General features: G+C 41.6%; 20 protein-coding genes, 1 pseudogene and 1 riboswitch. Of the genes and pseudogenes, 7 read left to right on the top strand and 14 right to left on the bottom strand.

Going from position 1 to position 18,921, the window contains the following annotated elements; translation table 11 throughout:
• Window positions 1-22 precede the first annotated feature (22 nt).
• Both AABM38_RS07660 and AABM38_RS07655 read right to left on the bottom strand, forming a co-directional pair.
• On the bottom strand, window positions 23-1,717 hold the full coding sequence (locus AABM38_RS07660) for a M3 family oligoendopeptidase (protein WP_423409855.1): 1,695 nt from the start codon (window positions 1,715-1,717) through the stop codon (window positions 23-25).
• A gap of 126 nt (window positions 1,718-1,843) precedes the next feature.
• Window positions 1,844-2,284 (bottom strand): MarR family transcriptional regulator, encoded by a 441-nt coding sequence (locus AABM38_RS07655; RefSeq protein WP_335427947.1) that lies wholly within the window; start codon window positions 2,282-2,284, stop codon window positions 1,844-1,846.
• 226 nt (window positions 2,285-2,510) lie between these two features.
• Between AABM38_RS07655 and AABM38_RS07650 the strand changes: the two genes are divergently transcribed.
• The 3 genes and pseudogenes from AABM38_RS07650 to AABM38_RS07640 all read left to right on the top strand — a co-directional run bounded on the left by AABM38_RS07650 (window position 2,511) and on the right by AABM38_RS07640 (window position 3,819).
• Window positions 2,511-3,080 carry a LemA family protein gene (locus AABM38_RS07650; protein WP_423409854.1) on the top strand — a complete coding sequence of 190 codons (570 nt, stop codon included), beginning with the start codon at window positions 2,511-2,513 and terminating at the stop codon, window positions 3,078-3,080.
• 2 nt (window positions 3,081-3,082) lie between these two features.
• Window positions 3,083-3,510 (top strand): annotated as a pseudogene (locus tag AABM38_RS07645) (TPM domain-containing protein); the annotation flags it as partial.
• A gap of 33 nt (window positions 3,511-3,543) precedes the next feature.
• Window positions 3,544-3,819 (top strand): hypothetical protein, encoded by a 276-nt coding sequence (locus AABM38_RS07640; RefSeq protein WP_423410834.1) that lies wholly within the window; start codon window positions 3,544-3,546, stop codon window positions 3,817-3,819.
• Window positions 3,820-3,941: 122 nt separating this feature from the next.
• Here AABM38_RS07640 and AABM38_RS07635 read toward each other — a convergent pair whose 3' ends face one another.
• The gene (locus AABM38_RS07635) at window positions 3,942-4,934 is read right to left on the bottom strand and encodes a phosphotransferase enzyme family protein (RefSeq protein WP_423409853.1); all 993 of its coding nucleotides are present in this window, start codon (window positions 4,932-4,934) and stop codon (window positions 3,942-3,944) included.
• Between the two features lie 147 nt (window positions 4,935-5,081).
• Here AABM38_RS07635 and AABM38_RS07630 point away from each other — a divergent pair, with 147 nt between their 5' ends.
• Together AABM38_RS07630 and AABM38_RS07625 are read left to right on the top strand one after the other, a co-directional pair.
• The gene (locus tag AABM38_RS07630) at window positions 5,082-6,314 is read left to right on the top strand and encodes an MFS transporter (protein WP_423409852.1); all 1,233 of its coding nucleotides are present in this window, start codon (window positions 5,082-5,084) and stop codon (window positions 6,312-6,314) included.
• 81 nt (window positions 6,315-6,395) lie between these two features.
• Window positions 6,396-6,590 carry a hypothetical protein gene (locus AABM38_RS07625; RefSeq protein ID WP_423409851.1) on the top strand — a complete coding sequence of 65 codons (195 nt, stop codon included), beginning with the start codon at window positions 6,396-6,398 and terminating at the stop codon, window positions 6,588-6,590.
• Window positions 6,591-6,766: 176 nt separating this feature from the next.
• Here the strand turns inward: AABM38_RS07625 and AABM38_RS07620 are convergent, their stop codons facing one another.
• The gene (locus AABM38_RS07620; protein ID WP_423409850.1) at window positions 6,767-7,294 is read right to left on the bottom strand and encodes a hemerythrin domain-containing protein; all 528 of its coding nucleotides are present in this window, start codon (window positions 7,292-7,294) and stop codon (window positions 6,767-6,769) included.
• A gap of 215 nt (window positions 7,295-7,509) precedes the next feature.
• Here AABM38_RS07620 and AABM38_RS07615 point away from each other — a divergent pair, with 215 nt between their 5' ends.
• On the top strand, window positions 7,510-7,845 hold the full coding sequence (locus tag AABM38_RS07615; protein WP_423409849.1) for a hypothetical protein: 336 nt from the start codon (window positions 7,510-7,512) through the stop codon (window positions 7,843-7,845).
• 320 nt (window positions 7,846-8,165) lie between these two features.
• On the opposite strand, the gene AABM38_RS07610 is transcribed toward AABM38_RS07615, so the two are convergent.
• The 10 genes from AABM38_RS07610 to AABM38_RS07565 form a co-directional block, all read right to left on the bottom strand.
• Window positions 8,166-8,450, bottom strand: a complete 285-nt coding sequence (locus tag AABM38_RS07610; RefSeq protein ID WP_423409848.1) for a ferredoxin family protein — start codon at window positions 8,448-8,450, stop codon at window positions 8,166-8,168.
• The gene (locus tag AABM38_RS07605) at window positions 8,450-9,745 is read right to left on the bottom strand and encodes an FAD-dependent oxidoreductase (RefSeq protein ID WP_423409847.1); all 1,296 of its coding nucleotides are present in this window, start codon (window positions 9,743-9,745) and stop codon (window positions 8,450-8,452) included. The genes AABM38_RS07610 and AABM38_RS07605 overlap by 1 nt, the downstream gene beginning before the upstream one ends.
• Complete coding sequence (locus AABM38_RS07600; protein ID WP_423409846.1) at window positions 9,738-10,763, bottom strand: electron transfer flavoprotein subunit alpha/FixB family protein; 1,026 nt, start codon at window positions 10,761-10,763, stop codon at window positions 9,738-9,740. The genes AABM38_RS07605 and AABM38_RS07600 overlap by 8 nt, the downstream gene beginning before the upstream one ends.
• Window positions 10,764-10,930: 167 nt before the next feature.
• Complete coding sequence (locus AABM38_RS07595) at window positions 10,931-11,749, bottom strand: electron transfer flavoprotein subunit beta/FixA family protein (protein WP_423409845.1); 819 nt, start codon at window positions 11,747-11,749, stop codon at window positions 10,931-10,933.
• An 888-nt stretch (window positions 11,750-12,637) separates the two neighbouring features.
• The gene (locus AABM38_RS07590) at window positions 12,638-12,883 is read right to left on the bottom strand and encodes an aspartyl-phosphate phosphatase Spo0E family protein (RefSeq protein ID WP_335378939.1); all 246 of its coding nucleotides are present in this window, start codon (window positions 12,881-12,883) and stop codon (window positions 12,638-12,640) included.
• 199 nt (window positions 12,884-13,082) lie between these two features.
• Complete coding sequence (locus AABM38_RS07585) at window positions 13,083-13,616, bottom strand: 1,2-dihydroxy-3-keto-5-methylthiopentene dioxygenase (RefSeq protein WP_423409844.1); 534 nt, start codon at window positions 13,614-13,616, stop codon at window positions 13,083-13,085.
• Window positions 13,617-13,657: 41 nt separating this feature from the next.
• Window positions 13,658-14,293, bottom strand: coding sequence for a methylthioribulose 1-phosphate dehydratase (locus AABM38_RS07580; protein ID WP_423409843.1), 636 nt, complete (start codon window positions 14,291-14,293; stop codon window positions 13,658-13,660).
• Window positions 14,290-14,952: a 2-hydroxy-3-keto-5-methylthiopentenyl-1-phosphate phosphatase gene (locus AABM38_RS07575; RefSeq protein WP_423409842.1), complete on the bottom strand. Its 663-nt coding sequence runs from the start codon at window positions 14,950-14,952 to the stop codon at window positions 14,290-14,292. The genes AABM38_RS07580 and AABM38_RS07575 overlap by 4 nt, the downstream gene beginning before the upstream one ends.
• The gene (gene mtnW / locus AABM38_RS07570) at window positions 14,949-16,172 is read right to left on the bottom strand and encodes a 2,3-diketo-5-methylthiopentyl-1-phosphate enolase (protein ID WP_423409841.1); all 1,224 of its coding nucleotides are present in this window, start codon (window positions 16,170-16,172) and stop codon (window positions 14,949-14,951) included. Before mtnW ends, AABM38_RS07575 begins: the two co-directional genes overlap by 4 nt.
• Window positions 16,173-16,624: 452 nt before the next feature.
• Window positions 16,625-16,733, bottom strand: a riboswitch (SAM riboswitch).
• Between the two features lie 65 nt (window positions 16,734-16,798).
• Window positions 16,799-17,998 (bottom strand): pyridoxal phosphate-dependent aminotransferase, encoded by a 1,200-nt coding sequence (locus tag AABM38_RS07565; protein WP_423409840.1) that lies wholly within the window; start codon window positions 17,996-17,998, stop codon window positions 16,799-16,801.
• 129 nt (window positions 17,999-18,127) lie between these two features.
• Here AABM38_RS07565 and AABM38_RS07560 point away from each other — a divergent pair, with 129 nt between their 5' ends.
• On the top strand, window positions 18,128-18,910 hold the full coding sequence (locus AABM38_RS07560; protein ID WP_423409839.1) for a carbon-nitrogen family hydrolase: 783 nt from the start codon (window positions 18,128-18,130) through the stop codon (window positions 18,908-18,910).
• Window positions 18,911-18,921: the final 11 nt, after the last annotated feature.

The following is an 18,921-nucleotide window of genomic DNA, read 5'->3' as shown; positions in this document are numbered from 1 at the left end:
GCTTCGCTTTTTACTTTTTATTTTATAGTTTGCTGTCATCTACGGAATCCAGCCAGCTTTCAATTTCTCCAATTACTGATTCGACACAGCCTTCTTCAAAAGGTGAGATTAAATTAGCAGCTTTAACTAGCTCAGTAAAGGCCATACTGCCGCCTAGCTTGCATAGATTCGCGTAATCCTTCCATGCTTCTTCCTGGTTTTCTCTTGAACGCTTCCAGAATTGGAATGCACAGATTTGTGCGAGAGTGTAATCGATATAATAGAAAGGAGAATTGTAAATATGTCCCTGGCGCTGCCAGAATCCGCCTTCCTCCAGGTATGCATTTCCGTCATAATCTTTATGAGGAAGATATTTCTTCTCGATTTCACGCCATTGCTGCTTGCGCTCTGCAGGCGTTGCTTCAGGGTTTTCATAGACCCAGTGCTGAAATTCATCAACTGAAACTCCGTAAGGCAGGAACAGAAGAGCTCCGCTCAAATGTGAGAATTTGTACTTATCTGTATCCTCTTTAAAGAACAATTCCATCCAAGGCCAAGTAAAGAATTCCATGCTCATCGAATGGATTTCACATGCTTCATATGTTGGCCAATTGTATTCAGGAATTTCGAAATGGCGGCTTGAATAAACCTGGAAAGCATGCCCTGCCTCATGAGTGAGAACATCAATGTCCCCTGATGTACCATTGAAATTTGAAAAGATAAATGGCGATTTATAATTTTCGATATACGTACAATAACCGCCTCCAGCTTTCCCCTTCTTAGCTACAAGATCCATTAGGTTGTTTTCATTCATATATCGGAAAAATTCGCCTGTTTCGCTCGAAAGTTCATCATACATCTTCTGTCCGTTGTCTACAATCCATTCTGGGCTTCCTTTAGGTACTGCATTGCCTGTTTCGAAGCCAAACGGCTCATCATAATACTTTAACCCTTCAACCCCAATGCGGTTCATCTGGCGTTCCTTGAGCTTTGTAGCAACAGGAACAATATATTGGTGAACCTGGTCCCTGAAAGCAGCAACCATTTTGCTGTCGTAATCTGTTCGAGACATACGGAAATAAGCAAGCTCTACAAAGTTTTTATATCCAAGCTTATGGGCTATTTCCGTTCTTACCTTTACAAGCTCATCATAAATCCTGTCAAATTCATCACCATGTTCTGAGAAAAATGCGAATTTTGCTTCACTTGCTTTTTTTCTTGTTTCACGGTCTTTAGATTCTGTAAACGGATCAAGCTGTGCAAGAGTCCTTTCTTCACCTTCAAACATAATTTTTGCTGAAGCTACGAGTTTCGTATATTCAGTAGATAGTTTATTTTCCTTCTGCATTAAAGGAACGATCTCAGGAGAGAACTGTTTTAATTGTGCTTCTGCCAGTGCAAAAAGCTGGCGGCCCCACTTAGCTTCAAGTTCATCTTTGTAGGGAGATGAAACTAATGCTTCATAATATTTTGTCACAAGACCCTCCACCTGAGGTGCCAGGTCATCAAGAAAATCCTGTTCCTGCTTATAGAACTCGTCCTCTGTATCAATTGAATGACGGATATAGCAAAGGTTAAACATTGTGCCAACATCATTTCTCAGCTCATTAATCTCATTCATTGCTGTACTCTGTTCCTCAACAGAACCAGCATTCTTGAATTTTTCAAGAAGCTGATCAAATTTCGCCGTAACCTCTTCAAGATTTGGACGCGTATATGTATACTGCTCGAAATTCATGTTATTGCCCCCTTTTTCTCTATCTGGGATTAAGCCAATCCCCATCTCTTTCCTATTCTACGGATATTCATTATTTCCCTTTTTATTCCGGAAAAATAAACAAAAAAACGGCTTAGACGCCGTTTTTTAATATTTGCTGACAGAAAGTCCGAGCTTTTTTAATAACTCGATGGCGGTTGCCTTTTCCTCATCTGCAAGGCTGTCCATCAATTCATGGATCAACGCGCTGTGCTCTGGGAAAATCTCTTCGATTAATTTTTTTCCATCGTCTGAGATTTTAGCGTATGTCACTCGTCGGTCTTTAGGACAGGCGACTCGATTGAGATATCCCTTTTCTTCAAGCTTGTCGACAACATAGGTGATGCTGCCGCTGGCTAGCAATATTTTTCCGCCAATCTGCTGTAATGGCTGCTCCCCTTTATGGTATAAGAGCTCAAGGACAGCAAATTCAGTAGGGTTCAGCCCATTTTTCTGGATCACCTTATTTACTTTCTCATTAACTGCCCTGTATGCTCTCGACAGGACAATGAATAATTTTAAGCTTTGGTTTTCTCTCTCATTGTTCATGCTAATTCATTCCTTTACCATTAACGACTTATTCATAAGTAGAGTATATCTGAATTTCTTCCTTTTATCAGTATTTCCCTTGATTTTATTCTAAAAACTATCATTCCAGTTGAATCCATTGTGCATGGTGATTTTAAAGAAAAAAACCTTTAAGTTTAAAAACCTGCTAAAAGAGGGAAAAATACCGTCATTACCAATACATCATAGAAACAGGAGTGGCAAATGAATGAAAAAAGGATTAGGAATTATTATTGGTTTGTTAGTCATAGTCGGTATTTTTATCATGATGGGAGTGGGAAGCTATAACAGCTTCGTAAGCGAAGAGGAAAATGTTAACCAGGCATATGCTCAAGTCGAGAACCAGCTTCAAAGACGGCTCGACCTGATCCCTAACCTTGTTAATACTGTAAAGGGATATGCTGCTCATGAAAAAGAAGTGATTCAGTCGATTTCAGATGCGAGAGCACGCTTAGCCGGAGCGAAAACACCCGAAGACCAGGCAACTGCAAACGCAGAGCTATCTGGCGCTCTAAGCCGATTGCTCGTAGTAGTTGAGAATTATCCAAACTTAAAAGCAGACAAACAGTTTACTCAATTGATGGACGAGCTTGCTGGCACAGAGAACAGACTGGCAGTGGCAAGAAAAGACTATAATGATCAAGTTTCTGTGTATAACAAGAAGGTCAAGCAGTTCCCGGGTGCCATTGTTGCGAGTATTACCGGTTTTGACGAAAAGGAATATTTCAAAGCGGACCCAAGGGCACAAGAAGCTCCTTCGGTTGATTTTGGAGGCTAACGATGAGCCAAGGAAGATTCTCCGGAATAGCAGCAATAATTGGCATCCTGCTGTTGCTGCTTCCAGCCGGAGCAATCGCGGCACCAAATGAAATTCCGGCACCTGTTGGAGATATCTATGTCCAGGACTTTGCAAATATCTTAAATGAAAATGAAGAAATCCAGATGCGCAACATAGGAAGGTCGATTGAAGATCAAACAACCTCCCAGGTTGCTGTTCTCACAGTCGATTCCATCGGTGAAACAAGCATTGAAGAATACTCAGTTAAAGCTTATCGCAAATACGCCCTGGGCACTGAAAAGGATAATAACGGTGTTCTTATAGTTTTGGCGATGAAAGAAAAAAAATAAGGATTGAAGTTGGGTACGGACTTGAAGGAACGATCCCTGATGGCAAAGCAGGAAGAATTCTTGATGAATACGCCATTCCCCACCTAAAAAGTGGCCAGCCTAATCTGGCGGTTATGAATACGTATCAGGCGCTCGCAAATGAAGTTTCAGGCACCACTGAATTCGGAGATGTCCCGCAACAGCATCAACAGGAGCAGGATTTCCCAATCCCCACCTGGCTGCTGATCATTATCATAATCGGAGTTGTCGTACTCGATTTCATGTTTTTCGGAGGCACTCTAACCTATATGCTCCTTTCAATTGTTTCTAGAGGCGGCGGTGGTGGTGGAGGTCCACGCGGAGGGGGCGGCGGATCTTCCGGCGGCGGCGGGGCAAGCCGTGGCTGGTAGCAGGGATTTACATTAACGCACACTCGTCGTTTTGCTTCAGAAAAAATGAAAAAACTGTATTAAAGCATACTAAAAACACCAGAAAACGAATTCTGGTGTTTTTTTATTAATAAAAAAAATTGTTAATTAACATTCACGATTGGTTTCTTATTCTTAATCCTTTCTCTTAATTCAGCCATCATGGCAAGCAAGCGTTCGCCCCTGTCTTCAGGAGCTATTTTTTTATGCAATACAGCATATAAAACTACATCCCTCAGCATCAGAAATAATGGAAGCTGCTCTTTCCAGCCTTCTGGAAGCCTATTGGCTTTTTCATACCCTGCCATAAAATCCATCATGAATTTATCAGCAAATTCTTGCCTTTCCTCTTGTTTTTCTGGCGGAATTTTATAAAAAATGGAGTAAAACAAAGGAATGGCAATGTCAGATGCAAACCAAAAGTAACAGGCATCATCGAAATCAAATACGTGAATTTTCTCGCCATCGTAAAAAAAGTTTCCTGAGTGGATATCTGTATGAATTAATCCGTATGTATCCAGATTTTGAGGAAGCTTGGACAGAGAATCGAACAATTCGTAGGAGTTTTCAACCAATTGGGCATCCTCTGCCGGAAAGTATTTTTCCACCTCAAGCAGTTCATCTTGATTCCAGCTGCTCCTTACTTTAATCCCCTCGGAAGGCGTATAGGACTTAGTAGCCTTATGCATCAAAGCAGTCGTTTCCCCCCAGGCCTTAAACAATTGAGAATCGAACTTTTCAGAGCGGACATTCACTGGTTCACCCTCAGCCTTCGAATACAGGCATCCGTAAAATTCACTGCCATCATCAGCATGCAATGGTTCCACAAATAGTCCATTTATTGACGAGTAAACTTCTGGGATGGACAAACCTGACTTGTGGAGATGTCTCATCCAATCGATTTCCGAATCAATTTCCTCACCGCTTCGGTGTGAGCTATGGGTGATTCTTAAGATAAAGGCCTTTCCATTTTTGTAGGTTTCAAATACATAATTCTCAAAATCTCCGAGCTTTTTTACTTCAGGCTCTAATCCGAATAAATTCAAAAATTTGCTCAGCAGCTGATCAGTCATTAATCTTTCTACTACTTTTTCCATCTGCCATTTTCCCCTTTGTTTTTTATCTTTTCTTAATACTCAAATTATATTACATCATATATTTCGTTAGAAAAGCTATTTTTATCTGCATACTTTTTATGTAAAATAAAATGTAGGAAATCGAAATAATTTTCAAAGGAGACGACCATGAGCCAATCTGCAGCAGCTGTCAAATTAAAACCACAAAAACAAAACGAGACAGCCTATAAAATTCTTTTCATCATAGGGTTAGTGCATTTGCTGAATGACTCCATCCAATCAGTTATTCCTGCAATGTTTCCTATTCTTGAAAAGTCGATGGGTTTAACCTATACACAGTTAGGCATAATCGGCTTTTCCCTTAACATTGTTTCCTCGGTTCTTCAGCCTGTGATTGGCATGGCGACTGATAAGAAGCCGATGCCATATGCCCTGCCGCTTGGTTTAACATCTACAATGTTCGGTGTATTAGGTCTGGCTTTTGCCCCTAGCTTTGAATTCGTCATACTTTCAGTTCTGTTCATCGGGCTCGGGTCTGCCGTCTTCCACCCCGAAGGTTCAAGAGTTGCATATATGGCAGCAGGACCACGCCGAGGACTTGCCCAATCAATCTACCAGGTTGGAGGGAATTCAGGTCAAGCACTCGCTCCATTGATCACAGCACTCATACTTGTGCCGCTTGGCCAGATTGGTGCCGCATGGTTCACGATAGTGGCTGCCTTTGCAGTTGCCTTGCTTGTGTATATTGCTTCCTGGTATACCCGAAAACTGGATTTTGAGAAAATTGCTTCAAAAGTTAAGCAAGTCAGCAAACAAAACAATAAAGGAATCTCGAAAAATATTAAAATAGCACTTATCCTGATTCTATTTTTGATTTTCGCCCGTTCATGGTATATATCAGGAATGACTAATTTCTATGCGTTCTATGCAATTGATAAATATGGCCTGACAATAAAAGAATCCCAGCTGTTCCTGTTTGCCTTCCTTGTAGCCGGAGCTGTCGGCACTTTTTTTGGCGGTCCGCTCGCAGATCGATTTGGGAAGAAGAATATTATTTTTATTTCCATGGTAGCGACAGCACCTTTGTCAGCCATCATTCCATTTGTTCCATTTACTGTGGCATTTATCCTGTTAACTGTCAGCGGCTTTATCTTGATGTCGAGTTTTTCGGTCACAGTCGTTTATGCACAAGAGCTAGTTCCAGGCAAGATAGGCACCATGGCAGGTCTTACAGTAGGGCTGGCTTTTGGAATGGGAGCAATTGGTTCAGTAGGCCTCGGTTCTTTGGCCGATTTGATTGGCTTGCCTAAAATGATCATGGGTGTCGGCTTCCTACCGCTTTTAGGCATAATGACACTATTCCTTCCATCTGATGCGAAGCTTGCGAAATGGAACAATTAAAATTTTCCATTTGTTGATTTACGTTTAGGCATCCTCTGCTTAAGGAATAATGTAATGAGCACATCAGGAAGGGAGATTAACATGTCTAAATTTAAAATCAACTATTTTTTCGAAAAAGATTTTTCTGTATCACGTCCTATCGAGGTAGAAAATATTTCTGATGCCATCCAGGACGCTAAGGATTATGAGGGTATCATAGAATTCACATGTGAAGATAATGTATTTCACCGATTCGATACCAAGGACATAAAATTAGTTACGATAACAGAAGCTTAATAACTTTTCTTGTTTACGTAAATTTCATACGAAAGCAGGTTCAAATTCCTTTTCAGTTCTGACAGATGCTCTGCATCAAGACTGAATGTGTATTTGATGAGCCAGCTTTAACAGTATATAAAAGAGGGGTGATGCGAGGGTTCTAAATTCCCTGCATCACCCCTTTTATTATGGAATTAGATTAATTTTATCCGCGCAGCCAGTTCCTGCTTTTCATCTTCTGTCAACAGATTTTCTGCCATCGGAAACAAAATGCTTTCCTCTTTTGAAAAATGGCTGACAAGGGTGTAATTTGCATCTTTGATTAATTGTGCATTTTGGATCATTTGCTCTTTTGATAATTCTCCAGATTCATTCTTGGTGTTGTGAAGGAATGTTCCTATAAATCTTTTTGCCTGATCATGCTCATATTCCATTACAGCAACCGGCCCCATTTCTCTGCCGATATATGCAGCCATCATCTCAAACAGCACTCCTTCTTCGCGCTCCGAGTGCGGTTCCAACTCGGCAAGAAACTCAACCACAGCAGGACGCAGCTTTTTAAAATCCTCCTCAATTTGCATTCCTTCTTCTATTTTCACACATAGATTCAACAATTCTTCAAGCCTCTCGAGCAATGGCGGATGCTCACTCTTTAATTGCTGTAGACCCTCGGATAATACAAAACTGGAATCTTGATTTAGTCCACTCATGCAGCCAGACATATTCAACGACCTCCTATTCTTTAGTTACCTATAGTATAAAATCCAATCTCTCTTTAAGTTGTGATGGGCATCACAACTATTGAATTCTCGTATAAAAGTGAAGAAAAAATGACATTTAGTTAAAATTTCTAAAAATTTTAACAATTTACCTTCAAATTTCTGAAATCCTTACATATAATAAAGTTATACATTAAAGCAAAAGGAGTGAACTAACCTTGCAAAACGCATATTACCGTGATTTTTATGAGAAAGCTTTAATCCAAGCCGGCAATAGTGATAAGAAAACCTACTTGGACATTCACCCTGATTTGCTTCATACCCACTTACTGATCGGACTTCAAGGCCATCAAGTTGATGACAAAGAATATTACCACTGGAATGTCATCATATACAAATCTGATTCAGCTGGATTCTACGACGCCTGCACACCAATTTTCTCTTCTGATTCATTTGACCGTTTTGATGACGCTGTGGAAGCTGCCAAGAATATAGAAATAGAAGTCCGAAATGACCAGCTTCACACTGTACTGCTCCAAGAAAAAATTAGCTAGTCCCCCCTCAGCTAACTCCTCTCATTTAGCTCTTCTCTTTTTGAACCCACTTGTGAATTAACTTACATATGATGTATATAATAAAATCTCAAAATATCATAACTTAACAGTAGTACCTTGCTATCTTTTTCCATTCTTGATTACAAAAATGTACTCTTAAAACCTGTCTAGGGATGATTTTTTACCTTACCAATCCGAAAATGCGCTCCTATAACTGTCTAGGGACAATACCTCCTCAAACCAAAAGTTCTCCATTCTTTTTACTTACAATCGCAAAAAAGCTGGTGGACACCTCCACCAGCTTTTTTCAAATATGTTATTTAAGCAAGCCTGAATACGATTCCGTGACCGCCTTTTGGATATTCCCATTTAATGTTCTGATACGGACAGCCGATCCTGCAGCTGCCGCATTCGTGGCAGCCTTCATAACCGACTTGCATCCGTTTACCTTCCCATTTATATACTTCCGCAGGGCAGAAAACAGTACAGATTTTGTCAGGGCATTGGGTCATACAGACGTCATGATCAAGTACAGTGAGATGCGATTTTGTGTCACACTTAAACCTTAAGAGATATTGTTTTTCCTCTATGTTAGTCGTTGACATTATTTCACCGCCTTCCAGGCACGATAGATGTCCTGCATTACCTTAAAGGTTCCTTTTTCAGCAGTCATGCTGCGCATGATTTCTTTTTGCTTTTCTTTTTTCGGTGTTCCGTCTACTGTAAAGAATTTGCTCATTGCCTGATTCACCATTGGCAGGTACTCTTTAAAGTACTGCGGATACTTCTCAAATGTGTGGGCAGCATCTTTGTATTTTTCAAGGTCCTTGATGATGAAGCTTCCATATAAGGCTTCTTTGTACCGATTCAGGCTCTTTTCACTGAAGTTCCCGTCCTTCTTCGCTTCGACGATAGCTTCTGCGGCCATTTTTCCAGAAGCCATCGCCATATTCGAGCCTTCGCGATGGATGGCGTTTACCAGCTGCGCTGCATCTCCCACTACAAGCACACCATTTCCGGCCACACGTGGAACGGAATGAAAGCCTCCCTCAGGAATCAGGTGGGCAAGGTACTCGGCTGACTCTCCGCCTTCAAGATAAGGGCGAACCATCGGATGTTTTTTTAAATAATCCAGCAATTCATATGGTTTCAGCTTTGCTTTGATCATACTTGAAAGTGTTGTTCCGACCCCGATATTCAAGCTATCTTTGTTTGTATAAAGAAACGCTGTACCTAGGTTTCCTTTTGTTGAATCCCCGAAAATCTCAATTGTTGTTCCGTGGTTCCCTTCAAGATTGAATCGTTCATTTATTTTTTCCTTTGGAAGATTAATAACCTCCATGACAGTCAATGCTACTTCATCTGGACGGAATTCCCTGTGGAAGCCGAGCTGCTTGGAAAGCAATGAGTTGACACCATCCGCGAGGACAACGACATCAGCAAATGCCTCTCCATCTGGACGGTCTGTGCGAACCCCGACCACCTTGCCGTTCTCAACAATACATTCTGTCACGACTGTCTCATTGATCAGCAATGCACCGGCCTCAACAGCTTTCTGGGCGAACCATTGGTCGAACTGTGCTCGAAGCACCGTAAAATTATTATATGGTTCAACCGCCCACTCAAGACCTTTATAGCCGAATTGAACGACTGACTCTTTGTCCATCATCCAAAAGCGCTGTTCAACGACAGGCCTTTCCAATGGAGCTTCCTTCCAGAATTCAGGGATAATCTCTTCCATTTGTTTACGGTAAAGAACACCACCCATTACGTTCTTGCTTCCAGGATATTCTCCACGTTCAATCAATAACACCTTCAGTCCGCTTTTCGCGCAGCTATACGCACATGAAGTTCCGGCAGGTCCGGCACCAACGACGATAACATCAAATTTTTCAGGCATAGCTCATTTCCCCGCCTTTCTCTTTGCTGAGCTCTTTGAATTGCTGGATAAGCTTGGGCACAATTTCCAACGCGTCTCCAACAATGCCATATGTGGCTACATCGAAAATCGGCGCATTCGGATCCTTATTGATGGCGATAATCAGCTCGGAGTTTTTCATTCCCTCAACATGCTGGATGGCGCCAGAAATACCAATCGCAAAATAGATTTTAGGGGTGACTGTCTCTCCTGTCTGACCGACTTGCTGCTCATGCTTCAGCCAGCCAGCTTCAACAACGTCCCTCGTTCCTCCTACGCTTGCCCCGATGACATCCGCAAGCTCATGAATCAGCTGGAAGCCCTGTGGGTCGCCCATTCCTTTTCCACCCGCAACAATGACATGTGCCTCTGCAAGGCTTGCTTTTTTTGTTACGTCCTTCACAATTTCAAGCACTTTTGTCCGCATATCTTCTTCACGAAGATTAAATTCTTCTTCGATAATGACCCCTTTTCTTTCTGTATCAGCTTCAAGGGCTTTCATGACCTTCGGGCGGACTGTTGCCATTTGCGGCCTGTGTTTTTTACAGAGGATCGTTGCCATGATATTCCCGCCGAATGCAGGACGGCTTGCCTCTAGCAATCTTTTATCCACATCGACGTCAAGCATTGTCGTGTCTGCTGTCAAGCCCGTGCTTAAATCAGTTGCAACTGCACTTGCCAGATCTTTCCCATTAGGGGTTGCTCCATAAAGGAATATTTCTGGCTTATACTTTTCGGCCAGGATGCAGACACCTTTCATGTAAGATTCAGTCCGATAATTTTTTAGCACTGGATGATCAACTACATATACCTGATCGGCTCCAGAATAAATGACTTCGTTTGCAATCGGAAGGACACCTTCACCCAGCATTACTCCGGAAAGCGGTACCTCTAGCTTATCTGCAAGCTTTCTTCCTGCACCAAGCAATTCTAATGAAACACCTTCGATTTCCCCTTCATTTACTTCAATGAATACCCAGACTCCCTGGTTTTCTTGCATCCTGTTATTCCTCCTTAAAATCGGAATCAAGAGTTGGCAGCCTTTATTTTAAAAAGACAGTTTTTCTAGGAAGTGTTGTTACGCATAAAACAAAAGCTAAGTGCTTTGTTCTATATCAAGGCACCCCATTTAGCCGCCAATTCTTTACTTAAGACTAGCAATATGGCTTATGAAAACAGCTTGAATAGGTCCCTTCGTTCCATTAAAACGTCCATAATCTGCTCAATCTGAGAATCTGCATCTCCCTCGATCCTCTTTCCGCCTTCAAGCTTAGGAGGCGTGAACATTTTACCTACAATTGTCGGTGAGCCTTTCAATCCCAATTGGGCTTTATCCACATCTTCCAGGTCATTTACGGACCATATTACCGGCTCGTATCGTGCAGCATTGATCATGTTTGGCAGCGGTGCGTATTCAATGTCATTAATTTCTTTCTCAACCGTCAATAAACACGGTAATTGTGACTGAATCACTTCATAGCCATTGATTTGCTTACGCTTGATATGGACATACTTTTCCTCTTCATTTATCTCCGAAACTTCGATGACATTTGTTATAGGCGGAATATCCAGTCGCCTTGCTATTCCCGGTCCTACCTGCCCCGTATCCCCATCAATTGCATGTTTTCCGCAAATGATAAGATCAATAGGATCTTCTTTTGAAATTTTATCAAGTGCCTTTGAAAGTGCGTAACTAGTTGCCAAAGTATCTGCACCTGCGAAAGCCCTGTCTGAAATCAAGAATCCTTGATCAGCCCCAATTTCTACACTCTTCTTAATGACTGCTACGGCCTGTGGGGGACCCATCGATAATACCGAAATCGTACCACCTGTTTTGTTCTTGATTTTTACGGCTTCCTGAACAGCATGGGCATCATATGGATTTAAAATTGCTGGGGCGCTGCGCCGGTCCAGGGTATTCGTCTTAGGATTGATTTTAATGATTTTCGTATCGGGCACTTGCTTCACACAAACGACAATGTGCATGATCTTCGTTCCCCTCCTTAATTAACAAACAACTAAAATATGAAAGCGATTTCTATAGCTCTTTTCGTTAGCTTTGCAGTTTGACCTATTTGGGGACCAGTAAAAAGAGACAATGTCTTGATCCCTTATCATAGAGTTCTATTAAGGAGCATTATCATAGCTGGAAAAACAACAATCATAGCGAAAACAGCCTAGATAAAAAAATGCCATGTAGTACGATATATGAATCGCATTACAAGCATAGTACAACAAATAAAAAAGTGAATAATCGAAGTGCAGGCAATGAGTAATTACTACAGAAAAATTCAGTCTTTCTTGGATCAAATGAAGCCCATTGTAAAAAATGGTAAGGATGTGCGGCACATGGTGGGGTGTATAAGCTTACGTTGATAAAAACCTATCTATGTTAAAAATATATAAAATGTTCATTTAAAAACTATGATAAAAATCACATATAGCCTTATTCTCGTGAATTTTTGAGCAAATTGTTAATTTTCTCTGGGGATTTTGCTTTGTTATGTGTTGATATGGAAAGGAGAATTGTGGAGATCTGAGGTTGATTGCATGTATTATAATCATCAAATGAGTTTGTTGAAAAATTATAGCCGCTGCTGGATAACTTAGTGGCTCAGCTTATCGACAAAGATACAGTTTACAAATCAGTTATTAAAACTTAGTTGATTGGAGTGGAAGGCGCGCAGACTCCGGCGGGCTCACCTCCAGCCCCGCGGAAAGTGAAGCGCCTGGAACGGAAATCAACAGACCTGTTATACCTCCCAACCAATAAAAAACTGTAGACAAACTCGCTTTTATCGGGTTGGTCTACAGTCCGAGCCACTGCCAGTTAAAGCAGCGGCTTCTTTTTTCTCATTTATTCATTGCAGCAAATTATGCATGTGATAATATATATTGCTTTTTCGTTAGCAAAATCATCTGTCTAAAAAGGAGTTTTCCTCTTTGCCTTTGAATTTCTGCTTCTTTACATAAAGTTTGATATTCAAATATCAAACGGTCCAGATCCTGGCTGAAGCGAATTGTTTCCTCGCTTGTATAACCTGATTCACTTGCCGAAGTCACCATTCGTTCCCTCATGCGATCTATTTCCTTCAATAAGGCCCTTTGCGATTGATACACTTCATAATTCCTCCTATAAATCCTCTACTACTTTAACTCCTTAAATAAATAAAAGATTACTTGAAAAATTATTACAAATGCTTGTATCAAAGTAAATAGATTCGCAAAAATAGACATTTTTCTCTGTTAAAAATTTTTTCTTCGACAATATTCACGCTTCTAAACTTGAACCTTGGAAAAAGCATACGGGGCTACTGGGTTACTGGCTGACTTTCTCGTTCTCATAAATAGGTACCCAGCCTTCTGTCGTTACAAAAATCCTTACTGCGACCACCTGTCTGTCATCCTGCAAAGTGAAATAGTGGCGCACATTTTCTGGTACTGAAATCAAATCTCCAGGATCAAGGAATACTTCAAAAAATTCTCCGTCTTTCCCCTGGATCACAAACACTCCATGGCCGCTTACAATAAATCGTACTTCATCATCTGTATGGTGGTGCTCCTGCTTGAAATTCGCAAGAAGCTGGTCTAGATTCGGAGTAGTGCTTGATAAGGAAATGACATCTTGAGCTTGATAACCCCTGCGGTTTGAGATATCCTCGATTTCAGTCTTAAAAGCATCCAGTATTTGCTGCTTTTCTTCATCTGATAACAGGAATTTTTCCTGCAGGTTCGCCGGCAGCTTTTCAATATCCCAATTTTCATAGATAACTTCCTGGCCCTTTAAAAACGCAGCTACTTCTTCATGATTGACAATTCTTTCCTTAGAATTTTGCTTAACGATAAATGCCATTTAAAATCTCTCCCTTATTATCCTTATTTTAGTAATATCTTTTAAACTACTTTAAATAACTGAAATGGTTTATGCTCAAGGAGCCTTAATTGATATCGGAATAAAAATTCTGTTGCCTCTAATATTTTCTTAGCCTCAAAGGCATTCCGGCCCCAGACTGTGATGCCATGATTTCTGATCAGGACTGCTCCTGTATCCCCTTTTACATGCTCAGAAAACGCTTTTGCCAGAGAAGGAATGTGTGCATAATTCGGAATGATCGGAATTTTGAGGACGGCATCTTCCTCCCATTTATCAAATGCTTTAATTAATTCCTGGCCCTGAAATTGGACTTCCCCCCTGTCACCATAGACTTCGGAGATGACATTATTGTCAATCGTATGGACATGGAGGCTGCAGCCCGCGTTGGTCTTTCTATATACTTCAACGTGCAGAAGTGTCTCGGCTGATGGTTTCAAATGCGTTTCTTCAACTGCCCTACCGTATTGATCGACAAGCAAAAAGTCTTCCTCAGTACGTTTCCGTTTATCCTTTCCGCTCGCTGTAACCAGAAACTGTATAGGGTCGCTGCTTACCTTGATCGCTAGGTTGCCGCTAGTTCCCATAAACCAGTCCCGTTCAGCAAGTTCTGCCTTCACATCAGCAAGTTCTTCCCATTTTGTTTCTAAAATGCTCATCCTCTCACCCCTGTCTTAGTTTTAAGAACTTCTATACAATCATAAAAAGTTTCAAATGGTATATGGGGAATTTCCCATTCTTCACACTTGGCTTTTAAATAATCTCTAGCGAATACAAAGTCTGCCTGCTTTGCAGCTTCAAGGTCGGTTACAGAGTCGCCTATAACAATTTTATATGTTTCGTTTTGAGAGAGCTTCCTCATAATTGATGGCTTGCAGCAGCCGCAATCATTGGTACATTGCTCATCGCAGCTGTTTGGCCATTCTATTTTGATTGTCTCTTTTGAAAAATTAGAGCCATTGCAATAAACTCCTGCAAACGGTCCAAAGCGTTCAATGATTGGTTCTATAAAAAAATCAATTCCTCCGCTGACGATATAAACCGGGATACTTTCCTCTTTCGCAAACTCAAGAAATTCCTGAAAGCCAGGGCGAATCTTAGCATTTTCTAAAGCATAATGAATGATTTCATCCTTCAGGCTAACCGGCAGTAGAGAAAACATCTTGCCGACTCCTTCTCTGATTGAAACACGGCGATCCAGTACTGCATTCTTCAGCTCATCCCAGCCAGGAGGTGCAAATTTATTCATGATTGAGATAATATTGTCTTTTTCAGTTACCGTCCCGTCAAAATCACAAAATATTACTGGATTTATCATTTTGACACCGCCTCTGTTGAACCCCATAGAGCTAAAGCGATCTTGAGTTCATCATGCTCCAATGCTCCTTCTTCAAGTGTTTTGCCATTCAGCACAGTATCAATTGCCTGCCGGAACGCCTTGCCTCCACCTAGGGCACCACCTGGGTGACCATGGACACCGCCCCCTGCATTGATAATTGAATCCAATCCAAAATCATTAATCAAGAGTGGTACCATACCGGGGTGAATCCCAGCTGATGGCACTGGGAAGCTCTTTTTAAAAAGATCCTCTGCGGTTAATGCATCTGAGATGGAAATGGCCTGCTGCTTTTCAAGTGCCACACTTCCATAAGGCGACGGGAACAAAGAGAAATCCGCCCCTGCATAGCGCACCAATTTTCCAAGGAGCAAGGAATGTGAAAATCCATAATCTTCAGCAGAAGTCAGGGCCCCGCTTACAGCCGGGTGTGCCATGATGGGTACGTTAATCTCATCGTCTTCCCTCAATTCCTGGAGGACATCCAATCCATATGCAAAAACATTGAATAACAATGCATCAGCACCAAGTTCAGCCGCTTTCCTTGCTTTATCTCTTAACTGAGAAGTCCTTCCCGTAAGATTGGCAGCATATAAGGTTCTGTGGCCGGTAGTTTCATAGACTTCTTCCAAAACCTTCTTCCCTTGCGAGATTCTCTTCTCAAAAGGGGTAAGTTCATTTTCGAACAGGATTTCATCATCCTTGATAAGGTCTACTCCACCAAGACTCTGTTCCCGTAATTGCTTAAGCAGGAAATCAAGATCGCGGCCAATCACACCTTTGAAGATACTCATTAATAACGGGCGGTCATACACGCCTAATTTACTGCGAATGCCCTCAATACCAAATCGTGGTCCAGGAAAAACCTTTTTTAGCTCATCGTCAAATTGTAGATCGACTAATTTCACTTTGCCATCAAGCGAGAGCTTTCCAAAGACGGTTGTTAAAATCGCCGGCAGATCTGGTGAAAAATTCAAGGCAGGATAAGCAATTTTTATTGTCGCCACCGTTTCTGAATTGCTGTCAAAGCCGGTTCCTTCAATTGAAACCACTCTTCCCTTATGTTTTTTAAGCTGTTTTTGATCGAGCTCTGGCAAATCTGTCCATGAACCTACTGTCAGTCCAAGTGCGATTCCCTCGGCCTTTTTCTCTGGGTTATGCTTTGAATCATGTACAATATAAGTTGCTGTAATTTCACTCATGAAGCTCATTCCCTTCTAAAACTAAATTCGTCATGCTAGAACTGGCAGGAACAAAAAGCGCAAGCGCCTTGGTCAGCCCCGACAAGCGCTGGCCGACTAAACCCGCCACGTCCTGTGGCAACGTCGGCACTAGTACATCGTGTCCGTCGAAGGACCGACCAATGAAGTCGTTCTTTGACTTCGTTGGGCGGACCGAAACCGAAATGTGTAGCCGACTGTCCAGAAACGCAGAAACTGGAGGCTCCGACAAAGAAGCGCTCTTTGCTTCTGCCGGCGGAGTTGAAGTTTCGGAGTTTCTAGGAGGCGAAACTAGACAAGAGACTCGAGGGGCTAGGCGCTGGAGCTGGATTAGGCAAATCTGACTTGAGTTATCCACACCTGAAAAATTTTATAATTTCCTAATGAAAAAAAACCTCTTCGAAAAGAAGAGGTTAGATGAATAAACTAACATCTCCTTATCTATCAGCTTCCGCTGCAAGAATTAGCACCGTGCCCAGCAAAAATGCTGGGTCGGTTGCCGGGCTTCATCGGGCTCGTCCCTCCGCCTGCTCTTGATAAGAAAATAATTTAATTAAGTTATTTAATTGGTTTAATTGGATAAAGTAATTTTATTAATTAGGATTATGTCAGGTTACTAAATTATTGTCAATATGTTTTTTGAAAATTCCCAAGCTTTCAATTCTGCTGACAGCTTCCCTGAGGCGATCCTCGGAGGTAAGCAAACCTACCCTGACATATCCTTCTCCATATTCACCAAATCCTACTCCTGGCGCCACCGCGATATGTGCTTTATCCAATAAGAAATCAGCAAATTCAACAGAAGTAAACGTCTCAGGAACTTTTAACCAAGCAAAAAATGAGCCTTTTGGAGCCGTAATGTTCCATCCAATATTTTTTAGCCCATCGACCAGCACATTCCTTCTTGATTCATACAAGTCATTCAATTCGGAAACACATTGCTGCGAACCCAGCAATGCCTCTGCAGCTGCTTCCTGAACCGCGCCAAACAAGCTGACATACATATGGTCCTGAAGCAAATTAATTGCAGCAATCACACTTTTGTTCCCAGCAGCAAAGCCAACACGCCAGCCTGCCATATTATATGTTTTAGAAAGGGTATAAATTTCGATTCCAACATCCTTTGCGCCTTCCGCCTGTAAAAAACTGAACGGATGTTTTCCATCAAACCCAATCGCGCCATAGGCAAAATCGTGAACGACACAAATTTCATTTTCTTTCGCAAGCTTAATCGTTTCATTAAAAAAATCCTCGTCTGCGATGGCTCCTGTTGGATTATTCGGGTAGTTAAGAAACATCAACTTTGCTTCGGATAAAACTTCCTTTTCAATCTCCGTATAATCAGGTAAAAAGCCGTTTTCTTCCCTCAGAGGCATTGTCACCATTTTGGCTCTCGCCAGTTCAACACCTGACCAGTAATCAGGGTATCCAGGATCAGGAACAAGAATCGTATCACCTGGATTAAGCAAGCATTGAGGAATTTCAACGAGGCCAGCCTTCCCGCCAAATAGAATCGCAATTTCTTCTTCAGGATCAAGATGGACCCCGTATTCCCGTTGATAAAATTCTGCAGCTGCTTCCTTGAAGGAACGCATTCCCCTGAAAGGAGAATACTTATGGTTAAGGGGATTCTCAGCCGCTTCTTTTAATTTTTCGACAATATGTCCAGGAGTCGGCTGATCCGGGTTACCTTGACCAAGGTTAATTACATCTGCCCCCTGCTCTGTGTATCTCCCTACTTTTTGGACGAGAGATGCAAAGAATTGCTTGGGCAGGCTTTTCAATAAATCTGATTGTTGAAACTCCATTTTATTTCACCTGCTTAAAGAACTTATTATATTTTGAAAATTTTAATTTGAAATTCTAGTCACAAATGATATAACGTAAATAGTAACTTGTAAAGAAATAATTTTCAGAAATTATGGCGGTGAATGAAGATGAAATTTAAAATAGCCTGTCTGCAAATGGACATCGCTTTCGGAAACCCAGGAAAAAACTACGAAACAGCAATCAGCCTAATAGAAAAAGCCAGCACTGAAAATCCAGATATCATCGTACTTCCCGAGCTTTGGACCACGGGATATGATTTAGTAAATCTTAATGGTCAAGCAGATGCAGAGGCGCGTGAAGCCGCAGCATTTTTAAAAGATAGTGCTGCCAATTATCATGCTCACATTGTCGGTGGTTCTGTAGCCAATAAAACAGAGGAAGGCATTGAAAATACAATGCTTGTGTTCAATAAGAGTGGAGAGCTGTCAGGGAAATATAGCAAATTGCATTTGTTTCAGCTGATGGATGAGCACTTATATCTTGCAGCAGGAAAGCAAAAAGGTCTTTTTTCTTTAGACAGCAGGAAATTTGCGGGGCTTATTTGTTATGATATCCGCTTTCCTGAATGGGTTCGCGCACACGCTCTTAAGGAGGTTGAAGCAATGTTCGTCGTTGCTGAATGGCCGATCCAGCGTCTTGAGCACTGGAGGGCATTGCTCATTGCCCGAGCAATTGAAAACCAGTGCTATATAATTGCCTGCAATCGTTCAGGATCTGACCCTAATAATAAATTCGCAGGCCATTCCATGGTAATAGGACCATGGGGAGACATAATTGCTGAAGCAGGGGAGGAACAGGAGATTCTTACAGCTGAAATTGACCTAGACCAGGTAATAGATGCGAGAAGCAGAATACCTATTTTTGCAGACCGCAGACCTGAACTATATTAATTATTTTCAAA

It is taken from the genome of Heyndrickxia sp. MSNUG, assembly GCF_049532715.1.
Taxonomy (GTDB): domain Bacteria; phylum Bacillota; class Bacilli; order Bacillales; family Cytobacillaceae; genus Mesobacillus.
This window is presented reverse-complemented; position numbering and strand designations above follow the sequence as displayed.

Excerpts from the sequence above, each read along its gene's own strand:
- AABM38_RS07660 (WP_423409855.1), bottom strand. The coding sequence starts at position 1,717 with ATGAATTTCGAGCAGTATACATATACGCGTCCAAATCTTGAAGAGGTT.
- AABM38_RS07655 (WP_335427947.1), bottom strand. The coding sequence starts at position 2,284 with ATGAACAATGAGAGAGAAAACCAAAGCTTAAAATTATTCATTGTCCTG.
- AABM38_RS07650 (WP_423409854.1), top strand. The coding sequence starts at position 2,511 with ATGAAAAAAGGATTAGGAATTATTATTGGTTTGTTAGTCATAGTCGGT.
- AABM38_RS07640 (WP_423410834.1), top strand. The coding sequence starts at position 3,544 with ATGAATACGTATCAGGCGCTCGCAAATGAAGTTTCAGGCACCACTGAA.
- AABM38_RS07635 (WP_423409853.1), bottom strand. The coding sequence starts at position 4,934 with ATGGAAAAAGTAGTAGAAAGATTAATGACTGATCAGCTGCTGAGCAAA.
- AABM38_RS07630 (WP_423409852.1), top strand. The coding sequence starts at position 5,082 with ATGAGCCAATCTGCAGCAGCTGTCAAATTAAAACCACAAAAACAAAAC.
- AABM38_RS07625 (WP_423409851.1), top strand. The coding sequence starts at position 6,396 with ATGTCTAAATTTAAAATCAACTATTTTTTCGAAAAAGATTTTTCTGTA.
- AABM38_RS07620 (WP_423409850.1), bottom strand. The coding sequence starts at position 7,294 with ATGTCTGGCTGCATGAGTGGACTAAATCAAGATTCCAGTTTTGTATTA.
- AABM38_RS07610 (WP_423409848.1), bottom strand. The coding sequence starts at position 8,450 with ATGTCAACGACTAACATAGAGGAAAAACAATATCTCTTAAGGTTTAAG.
- AABM38_RS07605 (WP_423409847.1), bottom strand. The coding sequence starts at position 9,745 with ATGCCTGAAAAATTTGATGTTATCGTCGTTGGTGCCGGACCTGCCGGA.
- AABM38_RS07600 (WP_423409846.1), bottom strand. The coding sequence starts at position 10,763 with ATGCAAGAAAACCAGGGAGTCTGGGTATTCATTGAAGTAAATGAAGGG.
- AABM38_RS07595 (WP_423409845.1), bottom strand. The coding sequence starts at position 11,749 with ATGCACATTGTCGTTTGTGTGAAGCAAGTGCCCGATACGAAAATCATT.
- AABM38_RS07585 (WP_423409844.1), bottom strand. The coding sequence starts at position 13,616 with ATGGCATTTATCGTTAAGCAAAATTCTAAGGAAAGAATTGTCAATCAT.
- AABM38_RS07580 (WP_423409843.1), bottom strand. The coding sequence starts at position 14,293 with ATGAGCATTTTAGAAACAAAATGGGAAGAACTTGCTGATGTGAAGGCA.
- AABM38_RS07575 (WP_423409842.1), bottom strand. The coding sequence starts at position 14,952 with ATGATAAATCCAGTAATATTTTGTGATTTTGACGGGACGGTAACTGAA.
- mtnW (WP_423409841.1), bottom strand. The coding sequence starts at position 16,172 with ATGAGTGAAATTACAGCAACTTATATTGTACATGATTCAAAGCATAAC.
- AABM38_RS07565 (WP_423409840.1), bottom strand. The coding sequence starts at position 17,998 with ATGGAGTTTCAACAATCAGATTTATTGAAAAGCCTGCCCAAGCAATTC.
- AABM38_RS07560 (WP_423409839.1), top strand. The coding sequence starts at position 18,128 with ATGAAATTTAAAATAGCCTGTCTGCAAATGGACATCGCTTTCGGAAAC.